Source organism: Exiguobacterium sp. RIT341, assembly GCF_000632205.1.
Classification (GTDB): domain Bacteria; phylum Bacillota; class Bacilli; order Exiguobacteriales; family Exiguobacteriaceae; genus Exiguobacterium_A.
In genome coordinates this window covers 120,945-134,364 of record NZ_JFYW01000008.1, presented here as the reverse complement: position 1 = coordinate 134,364, position 13,420 = coordinate 120,945, and the positions used below count along the sequence as shown (strand labels likewise).

At 47.7% G+C, this 13,420-nt stretch carries 8 protein-coding genes; 5 read left to right on the top strand and 3 right to left on the bottom strand.

What is annotated here, in order from left to right; translation table 11 throughout:
* Nucleotides 1–9 precede the first annotated feature (9 nt).
* The 3 genes from gatB to rlmD all read left to right on the top strand — a co-directional run bounded on the left by gatB (nucleotide 10) and on the right by rlmD (nucleotide 3,937).
* A complete protein-coding gene (gene gatB, locus BW42_RS09655; RefSeq protein ID WP_035410227.1) occupies nucleotides 10–1,443 on the top strand; it encodes an Asp-tRNA(Asn)/Glu-tRNA(Gln) amidotransferase subunit GatB in 1,434 nt (477 codons plus the stop codon).
* Nucleotides 1,444–1,590: 147 nt separating this feature from the next.
* Complete coding sequence (locus BW42_RS09650; protein ID WP_035410224.1) at nucleotides 1,591–2,553, top strand: diacylglycerol kinase; 963 nt, start codon at nucleotides 1,591–1,593, stop codon at nucleotides 2,551–2,553.
* A gap of 25 nt (nucleotides 2,554–2,578) precedes the next feature.
* Entirely contained in the window at nucleotides 2,579–3,937 is a 1,359-nt protein-coding gene (rlmD, locus tag BW42_RS09645; protein ID WP_035410221.1) for a 23S rRNA (uracil(1939)-C(5))-methyltransferase RlmD, read from the top strand.
* Between the two features lie 123 nt (nucleotides 3,938–4,060).
* On the opposite strand, the gene BW42_RS16185 is transcribed toward rlmD, so the two are convergent.
* From BW42_RS16185 to BW42_RS09630, 3 genes are all read right to left on the bottom strand, one after another.
* Nucleotides 4,061–6,202: a bifunctional glycosyltransferase family 2 protein/CDP-glycerol:glycerophosphate glycerophosphotransferase gene (locus BW42_RS16185; protein WP_081780410.1), complete on the bottom strand. Its 2,142-nt coding sequence runs from the start codon at nucleotides 6,200–6,202 to the stop codon at nucleotides 4,061–4,063.
* Nucleotides 6,203–6,304: 102 nt separating this feature from the next.
* On the bottom strand, nucleotides 6,305–7,462 hold the full coding sequence (locus BW42_RS09635; RefSeq protein ID WP_035410218.1) for a helix-turn-helix domain-containing protein: 1,158 nt from the start codon (nucleotides 7,460–7,462) through the stop codon (nucleotides 6,305–6,307).
* A gap of 116 nt (nucleotides 7,463–7,578) precedes the next feature.
* Nucleotides 7,579–9,786: a methyl-accepting chemotaxis protein gene (locus BW42_RS09630; protein WP_035410215.1), complete on the bottom strand. Its 2,208-nt coding sequence runs from the start codon at nucleotides 9,784–9,786 to the stop codon at nucleotides 7,579–7,581.
* Nucleotides 9,787–9,957: 171 nt separating this feature from the next.
* Between BW42_RS09630 and BW42_RS09625 the strand changes: the two genes are divergently transcribed.
* Both BW42_RS09625 and BW42_RS09620 read left to right on the top strand, forming a co-directional pair.
* A complete protein-coding gene (locus tag BW42_RS09625; RefSeq protein WP_035410212.1) occupies nucleotides 9,958–10,380 on the top strand; it encodes a CBS domain-containing protein in 423 nt (140 codons plus the stop codon).
* A 138-nt stretch (nucleotides 10,381–10,518) separates the two neighbouring features.
* Complete coding sequence (locus BW42_RS09620) at nucleotides 10,519–13,305, top strand: bifunctional diguanylate cyclase/phosphodiesterase (protein ID WP_035410209.1); 2,787 nt, start codon at nucleotides 10,519–10,521, stop codon at nucleotides 13,303–13,305.
* Nucleotides 13,306–13,420 lie beyond the last annotated feature (115 nt).

Below are 13,420 nucleotides of genomic sequence, written 5' to 3'. Positions count from 1 at the left end.
GAATGTATCATGAACTTTGAAACGATCATCGGGATCGAGGTCCACGCCGAACTGAGCACGAACACGAAGATGTTCTGTGGTTGTGCGCGGGAATATGGCGCAGAGACGAACACGAAAACGTGTCCGATTTGTCTTGGACACCCGGGCGTCTTGCCGAAAATCAACGAAAAAGCCGTCGAACTCGCCGTTCGTGCAGCGATGGCACTCAACTGCCAAGTAGCCGATCAAACAAAATTCGACCGGAAGAACTATTTCTATCCGGATACGCCAAAAGCGTATCAAATCTCGCAGTTTGATCAACCAATCGGCTTTGATGGCTACATCGATGCGGAAGTCGATGGCGAAACGAAACGCTTCCGAATCGAACGTGTCCATCTGGAAGAAGATGCCGGTAAGATGAACCACACGGGTGCCAACCACTCGGTCGTCGACTTCAACCGGACAGGCGCACCGCTAATTGAGATCGTCAGTGAAGCGGATATGCGTTCACCGAAAGACGCGGTCGCCTACCTCGAACGTCTCAAAGAAGTCTTGCAATATGCAGGCGTCTCAGACGTCAAGATGGAAGAAGGATCACTCCGTTGCGACTGTAACATCTCGGTGCGTCCATACGGACAAGAGAAGTTCGGTACGAAAACAGAGCTCAAGAACTTAAACTCATTCGGAAACGTCTTAAAAGGGCTTGAGTTTGAAGAAGATCGTCACCGTAAACTATTGCTTGCGGGTGGTGTGATGCGTCAAGAAACACTCCGTTTCGATGAGACGAAAAAACAAACCGTCCTCATGCGTGTCAAGGAAGGGGCGTCGGACTATCGTTACTTCCCAGAGCCTGACCTCGTCAAGCTCGTACTGGATCACGATTGGAAAGAAGCGATTCGTGCCGGTATCCCGGAACTTCCAGATGCACGCCGTGTTCGTTACCAAGAAGAACTCGGTCTTTCAGCGTATGACGCGAAACAATTGACGGTCACACGTGAAATGGCAGAGTACTTCGAAGCGACACTTGCAGCTGGTGCAGAGCCAAAAGCAGCAGCCAACTGGACAGTCGGTGAGATCCAAGGTCACTTGAATAAATCGACGGAAACGTTCGAAACAGTCAAGATGACACCAGCGCGTTTGGCAGAGATGATCGACTTGATCGCAAGCGGCACGATTTCTTCGAAAATCGCCAAACAAGTCTTCACGGCAGTCATCGAAGAAGGTGTCGAGCCGCGTGCATACGTTGAAGCAAACGGTCTTGCACAAATTTCGGATGAAGGATTGTTGCGTGGTCTCATCGTCGAGATGTTCGAAGCGAACCCAGCCGTCGTCGAGGAGTTACTCGGTGGACGTGATCGGAAGAAAGGCTTCGTCATCGGTCAGATCATGAAGAAAACAAAAGGAATGGCAAACCCTGCTCTCCTTGATCAACTCTTCTACGAAGAGCTCGAAAAACTGAAATAAGTTCCACTTGAGATAGCGTCCGTCTCTCCCTCGCTGAGGTGAAGAAACGGACGCTGTCTTTTTTGGCTTTGTAATGTCTCGAGAGTTCATGTAGAATAAAACAGTTATGTATCAAATGAACGGTTGAGTCAAAAAGGAGAAAATCTTATGAGACCTAGAGCGCGCGTGATTTATAACCCGACTTCCGGGAAAGAGATGGTTAAACGAAACTTACCGTATATCCTCGACCGACTCGAAGCAGCGGGTTATGAGACATCTGTCTACTCGACGAAAGCGGTCGGCGATGCGACGTATGAAGCAGCACGAGCATGCGAAGCAGACTTTGATCTTGTCGTCGCTGCAGGCGGCGATGGTACGTTGAATGAAGTGATCAGCGGAATGGCAGCTTATAGCAAACGTCCAAAGCTTGGTGTACTACCTGTTGGAACGACGAATGACTTTGGTCGAGCGATGCGTATTCCATTGACGATCGAAGGGGCGATGGATGTCATCTGCACAGGACATACGATGCCAGTCGATATCGGTAAGATCGAAGGGTCGACAGGCGTCCATTACTTCATCAACATCGCTGGTGGCGGCATCATGACAGAACTGTCGTACGAAGTGCCTTCAAAGCTGAAGACGGCACTTGGACAGCTCGCGTACTATGTCAAAGGGATGGAGAAACTTCCGCAAATCCGACCAACATATGTCGAACTGGAGCATGAAAAGGGTATATTCAAAGGAGAAGTCATGTTGTTCTTGACATCCAATACGAACTCTGTCGGTGGATTCGAGAAGTTGTCACCGAACGCGTCACTTAACGATGGTCGGTTTGATCTCTTCATCCTGAAGAAATGTAACCTCGTCGAATTAATTCGTGTCATGCGTCTTGCCTTGAAAGGGGATCATTTCTCGGACCCTTGCATCGAGCATGTCACGACCTCATTCGTCCGTATGAAGAACACATCAGAGATGAGCTTGAACATTGATGGTGAGTTTGGCGGCATCTGCGAAGGCGAGATGACGAATCTTCGCTCTCATTTCGAAGTCATGACACCAAAGTTCCGGATCGAAGAAATGGAACAGATTAATACACAACTACAAGAAGCAGAAATGAACCTCGCGTGAAGCGAGGTTTTTAAGGAGGATATTCATGATTCCAGTACAAAAGAACGATGAACACGTCGTCGAGATCGTCGACCTGACACATGAAGGGTCAGGGGTCGCGCGCATCGATGGATATACGGTCTTCATCCCAGGTGCATTGCCAACGGAGCAGGTCAAGATCAAGATCACGAAAACGACGAAGTCTTACGGATTCGGTCGCATCATCCGTCAAAAGACGAAGAGTGCCGATCGTGTCGAGCCACCTTGCCCAGTTTACAACCAGTGTGGCGGTTGCCAATTGCAACATTTGTCATACGACGCAGAACTCAAGTTCAAGCACAACCGCGTTCGTGACGCTTTCGCGCGCCTAGCAGGCCTCGAGATTCCGGTCCACGAGACGATGGGTATGGAAGATCCATGGGGTTACCGCAACAAGGCACAAGTACCGGTCGCGTTCCAATCGAACAAATTGATGGCTGGCTTCTATCAAAAACGGAGCCACCGGATCATCGATATGGACTACTGCTTGATCCAAAACAAAGAAAACGATGAAGCTGTCCAAGCGGTTCGTAAAGTCCTCGCTGACTTAAAAGTCCCAGCATACGACGAGAAGAAAAAAGCAGGTGTCATTCGTCATATCATGGCACGTCATGGCTACCATACGAACGAGTTGATGGTCGTTCTCGTCACGAAGGTCAAACAACTTCGCGGTATCGATAAAATCGTCGAAGGGATCTTAAAGGCGTTACCGAACGTCACTTCGATCCAGCACAACATCAACCCGGATGATACGAACGTCATTCTTGGGAAAAAGAACGTCGTCTTGTACGGACCATCCGTCATTCGCGATCAAATCGCTGGTTTGACATATGAGATCTCACCGCATTCGTTCTTCCAAGTCAACCCGTTGCAAACAGAGAAACTCTACGCGAAAGCGCTCGAGTATGCTCAGTTGACAGGAGAGGAGACAGTCGTTGATGCATACTGTGGAATCGGTTCGATTTCATTGTCACTCGCAAAACAAGCGAAGCACGTCTACGGTATCGAAATCGTACCGCAAGCAATCGATGACGCACGCCGGAACGCACAAGCGAACGGAATCGAGAACGTGACGTTCGAGTACGGTGCAGCTGAGAAGGTCATGCCAGCACTCGTCAAAGCCGGTATCCAACCGGACGTCATCGTCGTCGACCCACCACGTAAAGGCTGTGACGAAGAGTTCTTACGTGCTGCAGCAGATGTCGCACCGAAGCGGATCGTCTACGTCTCATGTAATGCGTCGACACAAGCACGTGACGCGAAGTTGTTGACGGAGCTCGGTTATACACTCGTTGAAGTGACACCAGTCGATATGTTCCCACATACGACACACGTTGAGAGCGTTGCCTTGTTCATCCGTAACTAAATCGTTTTGAAAGCCTCTTTCCATTAAGGAAGGAGGCTTTTTTGTCTTTACGCTTAGCAATTAATGGGTGGGAACAAAAAACGAGAAACGGCTTTATTAAGCCATTTCTCATTTTGATAATCGTCATTCTGTTTCTGTTGTTTCATCCTCCATCGTTGACTGTGCTGTGCTCGGGAACAACTCAGCAAGAACACGTTCACTTGCCGTGCCGTCATCCAAGCTACAGAACCGTTCGAGGAAGCGATCATATTTTTCTTGGTAAGCGACAGACTTCGTATCAATCTGTTCGATATAATCGATGACTTGATCCGTTTCTTTTAGGAGTGGTCCCGGAACGACAGCTTCGAAATCGAAGTAGAATCCACGTAACGTCGATGCATATTTTTCCAAGTCGTACGTAAAGAAGATCATCGGACGTTGTAAGTGCGCATAATCGAAGAAGACAGACGAATAGTCGGTGATTAGCACGTCACTGATTAAATACAACTCTGCGATATCACCGTATGACGACACGTCATAGGCAAATCCTTCATGTCCACTGATGTCCATGTTTTGTGCAATCAAGTAATGCATCCGGAGTAAGACGACGTAATCGTCACCGAGTCGGGCTTGCATCTCGTTCAAGTCGAGTTGGAGATCAAAGCGGTATTTTCCACGAGCAATGAACTCGTCATCCCGCCATGTCGGTGCGTACAAAACGACTTTCTTGTCGGCTGGAATATCCAGACGCGCTTTGATTTCGCTGATTAAACCAGCTTGATCGTCCGCATACAAGAGATCGTTTCGTGGATAACCCGTCTCAAGCATCGTGTTTTGGAACCCGAACGCACTCTTGAAGATTTCGCTCGAATACGCATTCGGAGAAATCAAGTAGTTCCATTCCTGTGCTTGATTGTAGAAGTTCCGTTTGTAGCGTGTCGCATTCGTTCCCGCCATATGGACTTCTTCCATGTCGAGACCTAGTCGTTTTAATGGTGTACCGTGCCATGTCTGGAGATAGATTGTTTCTTCGCGTTTTTTCAAGCTCAGTGGCTGACGCGTGTTGAAGATCCAATACTTCGCACGTGCCATCGCTTGGTAGTACGCGAAGCTATTTTTGAGCACCCAGTTCGGACAAGCTTCCTTGACGTCATCTGAAGGTTCTTTCGAGAAAATCCAGACGAGTTCAAGTTCAGGGCGTTGTTCTTTTAATTTCAGGTAAAGCGCCTTTGGATTATCAGAATAGCTCCGACCGAGGAAACTCTCAAATAAGACGAGGTTCTCTTTGACCGGCATCTTTTGGAACAGGCGATAGAGCATCAGACCGTTCTTGATCTTTTTACGTCGTGCCGTCCGTAGCGTTCGTTTTGTCTTCACGGCAGTGATGTATGAACGGAACATGAAGTAGGAACCCGTCGACCATGCTTGTAGATACTTACTTCGTGTCTTCGTCCGTCTTAAATCGTAAGCGACGTGACGGAATACATCTGCCTGCTGACTTTTTGACGTGCTTCGTTCAAGCAACGCACGACCACGTTTTGAGATGAATCGTTTGTACCATGTATTCAAGAACTTTTGAACAGTGTTATCCATCGTATGCGCAGATAACATACCATAGATCCGTGAGATATCAGTCAATGTCGTGATATCGCGTGCTTGATAGAGTGATTGTCCCTCGAGTGGTGTACTGCGTGAGTTTCGACCGTAGACGACATAACTGACCGATGTCAGGTTCGTCAGTTTCGCGATAATCGTATGCGCGATGATCGTATCAGCAAACCATCGTGTCTCAAGAACCGGCAAATCGCTCAGCAAGTCCTTTTTGATCATCCATCCGTGAATCGTCGTCAAATGACGCGAATTGAATTTCGTGCGAGTGTAGAAGAAATAACGATCATCATCGATCGGCATAAGCCATTTTTTCTTGTTGTAGACAGGTGAGACTTTACCGATGATGACTTCACCGCGTGATTTCTCATAGGCTTTGATATACGTATAGAGCGCACGTGGTGCGAGGATATCATCACTGTCGAGGAATGTGACGTAGTCACCTGTCGCGACTTCAAGACCGCGACGGCGTGCAGCATATGTTCCTTGATGTGCTTGTTCCAAGATCGTACAAGTCGGATAGAGGGAGCGAAGCTCATCGATGTATGGGCTTGGTCCATCAAAGACGACGATGATTTCTACCGGAATAGACACCTTCTGATCAAGAACGGATTGAATGGCTGCCTTCGTTTGTGATTCGGTTTGATAGACAGGAATGATGACACTAATTGAGTTCATGTTGATTCTCCTTTTTTGTTGAAAAAATCCGCTCAAGACGGATTCACGAAAATAGTTCCTGTTGAATAGGATATCACAAAACGAAAAAAAGGCACGATTCTCTTAAAATTCACTTCGTTGACGATAATGTGTCGGGGTCTCACCGGTCGTCTGCTTGAAGGCTTGACTGAAGTGACTTTGACTCGAGAAGTGTAACTTGTTCGAGATCGTCAGCAAGGAATCGTCCGAAGAACGCAAGAGGCGCTTCGCTTCCCGGATCCGTTCCCGGATAACGTAGCGGGCGAGCGGTAGACCGGTCTCATCTTTGAATAGGACGGACAGATAGTTAGACGAGACATGGATGGCTTGACTGATCGACGAGACGGACAAAGGTTCATAGAGGTGTTGCTGAATATAACGAATGGCTGCCAACACATGTGGCGAATGACGTAATGCTTGGAGCTCCTTGACGGCTTCGGCAAACGAAACGGTAATCCGGACATGCCGATTCCGGAGCTCAGCGATACTCGTCGCCGCTTCAATCGTCTCAATCATCCGGTCGCTGAGTGAGAATGCCTCATCCGGTTCCAGTCCGCCGCGAATCGCAGCACGCGCGCTTAAGAGGACAGTCCCGAGCAACAAATTCTTTTCTGCACGTAAGGGCTGATGACGGGCGAGTGTTCCGAACTCGCCATAGGCCGGCAGGGAATAGGTCGTAGCGAGGCGCTCACTTTGACCGGTCGCGATCCAATCAATGATTTGTTGTTCCCGTTGCCAGGCTTTTCGATATGCCGTGACGCCCGTATGGGAAGGGGCGTCTGCGACGAGAGGGATTTCGGCTTCCTGAATATCAGACTGTTGTTCGATCTCGCGCTTCGGTAGAGCTTCCCCGTGTAACAAGCGATACATCAAGTGAGCACAGTCAATCAGTCGATTCTCCGTCGTACGTGGTAAGGCTTTATAGAACTGATGGTAGGCTTCATCTTGGATGTGTGCCCGAAAAAGAGCCGATTGTAGTAAAACCGGACCGATTCGGTACATTCCTTGTTCCGGAACATCTAAAAAGAGGTAAGCTGTACCATCTTTCAGGGTATAGAGTAGAGGAGTCTTTTTTAGTACTGGCCATTCGTTCTCAATCAGTAAGGTTCCTGGATGAGATGGAGCTTCTGGACGTAACGACAGCGGAGTACCGTGATGATCTCGGTACGTGACGAAAAAACCAGTCATCCCGTAGAGGTGCTCTGCGATTTGCGTCAAGTCAGACGTCGACAAGCGATTCATGACACGACTCCTTTCGAAATATAGTGGATTGCTTCTAGTGTATGTCCTCTTTCGCGGATAGTCGAGAACGAAACAATGAAAAACGAAGCCTTTCGAAAAAAGACTTCGCTGAAAAATCATTCGGATGAAGACGAAGGAACCTTTAAATCCGAATCATGTCGTTCCTCGTCAAGTGATGCGACAGCTGCTTCCTCATACAATACGGATTCTTCCGAATGTATGACCTCTTCAACGGAGTCGTGAACCAATGTTTTCGTATCGTCGAGTTGGAAATCAAGCGTCAGTTGATGGAGATTACCAGCAATCTTTGCAAGATGCGTAGCGGCAGACGTCACGGATTCGAGTGTTGCGTTCGTTTCTTGAATGCTCGCACTACTCGTCTCAAGACCTGCGGCATTCTCTTCCGTCAAAGCGAGAATCGTCCCCATGGCGTCTGAGACTTCTTCCGTCGCTTGCGTCAACGCATGGATGTCACCGGTCAGTTCTTCTGTCCGGCGTGAGACATGTTGGACGGAACCCGCGATTTGCTCGAAATCGTCACCGGTCGTCTTGACGGAATCAAGCGATCGTTTCAAATCATCCATGACATGGTGCATCGCACCCATCGCGGTCTGTGTCTCGTCTTGGATATGATCGAGGAGTTGTTTGATTTGCTTCGCAGAAGCGTCACTCTCTTCCGCAAGCTTTCGGACTTCACTCGCAACGACAGCGAATCCGCGTCCTTGTTCGCCAACGCGTGCTGCTTCAATGGCGGCATTCAAGGCGAGCAAGTTCGTCTGACTCGAGATTGCTTGTAGTGTGCCAAGGACTTTGGCAATCTCATCCGATCGTTTACCGAGGAAGTCGGACGTATTTTGGATTTCCTGTTCGAGTGAGACGGAATGATCAAGTAAATCGGCGATCGTCTGTTTCGTTACATCACTTCCGCGAACGGCTGCGGAAGCGACGGTCGAGACTTCCGATAATGTCGTTGACGCGACGTGTTGCATGGCCGTCGACCGTTCCTTGACGCCATGAACGGCATGGGACGAGCGCTCTGCTTGTTTCGTCTGTGTTTCACCAGCCGCTGCGATCTCTTCCATCGTTCGTCCGATTTGCAGAGAAGCTGTTTGGACGTGCGTTGCATTCGTGGAGAGTTCGGCAGATGCATCCCGGACGGTCGTCGCTGAAGTCGTCAAAGCGAGAATTGTTTGACGTAGTCGAGCCCGCATCGCGTCAAAGTTCTCGGTGAGATCCGTCAACTCGTCTTGGATGAAACGTGTCGGACGCTTTGGCGTCCGTAAATCACCAGAGGCGATGGCAAGTGCTTCTTGACGGAGTGTTGATAAAGGACGATTGATTGATCGACCAATCAACCAAGCAATCAACGTGGCTAAAGCGATCGCGACGACGAAGTTGATCAACGATTGACTGAGCATTTCTTCTTTCGGTGCATACAAGGAAGCATAGTCAAGAACGACAGCTAACTTAAAGCCTGTTTTTGACGAGGTCTGCCAGATGACGACGGATTTTGTACCGGCGACGTCCATGATGGTCGAACCCGACTCTTGTTCCATCATTGCTTTAGGAGCAGAGAAATAAGGTTTTCCGTCTTCTTTCATCTGCGTTACGTTTTTGAAGAAATAATTTTTATTCGGATGGGTGACAATCTTCCCATTTTGGGTATAGCTGAAGACGAATCCTTTTTGTCCGATTTCAATCCGCTTCATGTCTTCTGCTAGGCGATCGATACTTTTATAGATGGATAAGACACCTTTGATATTCGCCTGTGCATCTAGTGTTGCTTTTGAGAAGCTGATGATGGATAGTTTCGTTGCCGCATCATAATGCGGCTCGCTCATGATGACGGTGCTAGAGTTATCGAGTGCTTGTTTGTACCAGTCTTCCTTGCGTGGATCGTACCCAGGTGCTGCCGCTTGTTTTGGCCAATTGAGATAACCACCAGCGGTATCCGCATACTGAATGAAGGAGTTTTCGATTTTCGATGAACCGTACTTTTCTAGGACGCTATAGATATCGCTCGCTTTTTGCGTCGGAGGAGTAGCCGGATCGGGTTGTTTCGTTTGATCCGTGTAGTTCGGTAAAGCGCCGTCCGCTCGGTTGAACGGAAGACCTGCGAGTAAGGTCGTATCCTTTTTCGTATCATCAATGATTCGTGTAAAGGATTGTTCGAGTTGCTTCAAAGCGGTTTGTGACGTCGAGTCTACAAGCTGATCGACGGTTTGGCTCGTCTGATCATAAGAAAACCAGGTCGAGGCACCGAGAGTGAGAGCGGGCAATAAAATAAGCCCGATGAACAGGCGACGCGTGATCGGGAGGCGCATATGTATTCTCCTAACTAAATAGTCTTTAAATTCTGTCTACTTGGAATATCGGAATAGTATGACCAAATATGAAGGAATTATGTAGAGATTTTCATCATTTGAGAAATGAATCGGAGCAGGGTTCATGATAAAATGAAAAGGGTGTCACAGAGTGGCTAGGGAGGAACAGAAATGAATATTGCTTTTTTCTTATTACCTAAAGATGAGGTGAAATATTTAGATCCTGAGTCAACGGTCAGACAAGCACTAGAAAAGATGAAACATCATCGTTTTACGTCAGTCCCACTCGTTGATAATAAAGGGAAATACGCAGGAACGCTGACAGAAGGCGATGTCTTGTGGGCGCTCGAAGCAAATCTCGAGCATGCCGATTATGACCATGTCTTGCAGACACGTTTAACCGATATCAAACAACGTGTCCGTTATAAACCGGTCTCGATCACAGCGCAAATGGAAGAGATGATTGAAGTCATCACGGATCAAAATTTCGTACCCGTCATCGATGACGGAAGACATTTCATTGGGATTATCCGACGACGTGACATCATCGATTATTTTGCTAAAAAAGTAGCGCGTGAGAACGTCAGTTATTAAAAAAGAATAAAACTAGTAAAAAAAGCACTTATTTTCGCAGAAATGTGGGAAGACGTGCTTTTTATTGACCCAAAACGACTTCAGGAAACGGTATGAGACGACGATATAGAAACATAATGACAATTTAGGGAGGACGATGTGTTGCGACGTTTATCACCAGTCTTCATCGTAGAAGCTTTTCGAAGACGCTCCTACTATAAAACGTTCTCATGGATGATTGCGATCATCGGGTTATTAGCATTGATCGTCGCATGTCAACATTTGATGAAAACACTCGAAGAAGGTTATCGCTTCAAAGCATCAGGAAAAACGATTGCTGAAGTGACACCATTTAATCATGCTGAACAAGAAGTGACACGCTATTATTTTTCATCATTGAATGAGGACACGGATGTTCTACAAGCGTCCAAACAATCCGATCGTGCATTGGAACAACTAACGGATCGTCTACCGAACATGAAAGCGACTGGGTCGGCACAGGAAGAAGTCTTGGCGGAAGTCAAGAAGCTTCAACGGCAAGGATATGAATCGAACCATCGCTTCTTCACGACGATGACGAATTTCAAGAGTGAAATCATCTTCAATCAACTCGTACTGAGCAAAGAGACAGGATCTTATTATAATGTCTTCTCCAATTTGATTCTGATGGAGGAACAACTTGGGAAATCAGCTGAAATCTTAAAAGATGCCCGTCAAAAGGAAGAACCGAGCTCGATTGATCGATTACGGATTCAGCAGATGCGGATTGATTTACTGATACGCCAGGCATCACTCATCAAATCATTGTATGATGTGATTCCTCTTCAGGACGATACGGGACGGCAAGATGTCGCAACAATGCGGGAACAGATGGCTGCCTATACACAAACGCTCGATGATCTATTACGTGCTCCAAAAGTCGAGACCTACGCTGCTTTGGCAGGACAAGCGGAAGAATATGAATCGAGTATGTATCGTCTGTACGATCAAGAACTCAACCAAGTCGCACAAGAAATGCAGGATCGAGGCCATCACATCATTCGCAATGCCTGGCTTCTCTTTGGTGCAACCAGTGTCTTAATTCTTGGACTGTTGATTTTGACCTTATCGTTATTACGCGCCTTTCGCCAAGATCTATCCTTACTGAAAGGAGAAGCGAATACCTTTGCAGAAGACCGCCGGCAATCCGGTTATGACGTACCGGAGCGAAATGATTTTCAACCTGTCGTCCAAGCGTTTCGGACGATGACGGCCATCATCGCCGGGTTGCTCGATCATAATGATGCCAAAACAAAAGAAATCAAGCAGAAAAAAGCGGAAATCGAGTCGCTCTTTTCACAAAATACAGATCCGATTCTTGCGATGTCATCTGACTATACGATTGTGAACGGAAACGAACGCTTTCGACAATTGACGAAAGCGACGGCGGGATGGACGATCGAAGAACTGATCCATCCGGCTGATTTGAATCGGATGCGGCGAGCGTTGAAGCAATCATTGGAAGGCCATAGTCAAACGATTCGTTGCAAGATGCTGTTCGATGAAAAAATCTTAAACATGTTCGTCAACATCGTCCATGTCGCAAACAAAGAAGACGATACAGGCGTTGCACTTTACTTATCCTGTCATGATGAAACGGATCAGTTCCGGCGCGAAGAACGGATCACACAACTCGCACTCTTTGACATGTTGACGGGACTGTTGAACCGAAATGGCTTTGAACAAAAGATGACAGATGCGTTGAAAGCACCTCAGCCGGGAGAACTCGTCACCATCAGCGTTCGACAATTCCGGCGGATCAACGATATTTACGGACATGGTGCAGGCGATCAGATTTTGAAAGATCTCGCCAATCGACTCAAACATCATTTCATCGGAACGGGACAAGCCGCACGAATCGGGGGAGACGAATTCGCCGTGTTGGTTGCACAACAGGATATCGTTGATTACGAGAAATTGAAGCAAGTCATCGAACACGTCTATGAGATCGATGGAGAGTATGTCAATGTCAGCATCAGTATGAGTATGGTGCGGTACCCCGATGATGCAGTAGCCGTCACGTCCTTATTATCTTCGGTTGATATCGCGATGCAGCATGCGAAGCAACAGACAGAAGGCGGACCGGTCTGGTTCGAATCCTGGATGAGTGCCGAGTATCTCGAATCCGTCGTCCTCGAAGGAGAACTGCGGGACGCGATCGAAAAGAACGAGCTACAATTGTTCTATCAACCACAAATCAATCTCGCGACCGGTCAAGTCGATGGCTGTGAAGCGCTCCTGCGCTGGTTCCACCCTGAACGGGGGATGATCAGTCCGGCGATCTTCATTCCGATTGCCGAACGATCGATGTTGATTGAAGAGATCGGGATGTGGGTCGTTGCCGAAACGGTCCGACAAGTCGAAGAGTGGAAGGATACGGAACTCGGAGTACTACGCGTCTCAGCGAACTTATCCGTCAAAGAACTCGTCTCCGGTCGGATCGTCGATTATCTGACTGATGTCCGAGAAGTTCATCCGGGAATCGAACAACGGATGGAACTTGAAATTACGGAATCATTCGGTGTCTTTTCAGACACACGCGTGTTTGATGCGTTACAGAAGTTGCATCAGATGGGGTATCGTCTTGCGATTGATGACTTTGGTACGGGGTATTCTTCCTTGTCGTACTTGAGTCGCTTGCCAATTCAGCGACTGAAAATTGACCGTTCGTTCATCAGTGGTCCGGATGCATGCTCGAACGCACCGCTCATCGAGACGATCATCAAGCTCGCACATACGCTGAAGTATGACGTCGTCGCTGAAGGAATCGAAGAACTTGAACAAGCTGATCATTTGCGAGTGCTTGACTGTGAGTATGCGCAAGGATTCTATTATTCAAGACCGATTCCAGCCGACGTGTTTCGAGTCTGGTACGTGAAGTACCATCAAAAGCTTCTATCTGAATGAATTAGTCTATTATGATTCATGATTTTAATATGTATGTGTCTTAAAATGAAAAAAGGTGAGTTTCCAGTCCGGAAAGTCACCTTTTTTCATTCGATAAATAGAGAACGTGAATGTT

Excerpts from the sequence above, each read along its gene's own strand:
- gatB (WP_035410227.1), top strand. The coding sequence starts at position 10 with ATGAACTTTGAAACGATCATCGGGATCGAGGTCCACGCCGAACTGAGC.
- BW42_RS09650 (WP_035410224.1), top strand. The coding sequence starts at position 1,591 with ATGAGACCTAGAGCGCGCGTGATTTATAACCCGACTTCCGGGAAAGAG.
- rlmD (WP_035410221.1), top strand. The coding sequence starts at position 2,579 with ATGATTCCAGTACAAAAGAACGATGAACACGTCGTCGAGATCGTCGAC.
- BW42_RS16185 (WP_081780410.1), bottom strand. The coding sequence starts at position 6,202 with ATGAACTCAATTAGTGTCATCATTCCTGTCTATCAAACCGAATCACAA.
- BW42_RS09635 (WP_035410218.1), bottom strand. The coding sequence starts at position 7,462 with ATGAATCGCTTGTCGACGTCTGACTTGACGCAAATCGCAGAGCACCTC.
- BW42_RS09630 (WP_035410215.1), bottom strand. The coding sequence starts at position 9,786 with ATGCGCCTCCCGATCACGCGTCGCCTGTTCATCGGGCTTATTTTATTG.
- BW42_RS09625 (WP_035410212.1), top strand. The coding sequence starts at position 9,958 with ATGAATATTGCTTTTTTCTTATTACCTAAAGATGAGGTGAAATATTTA.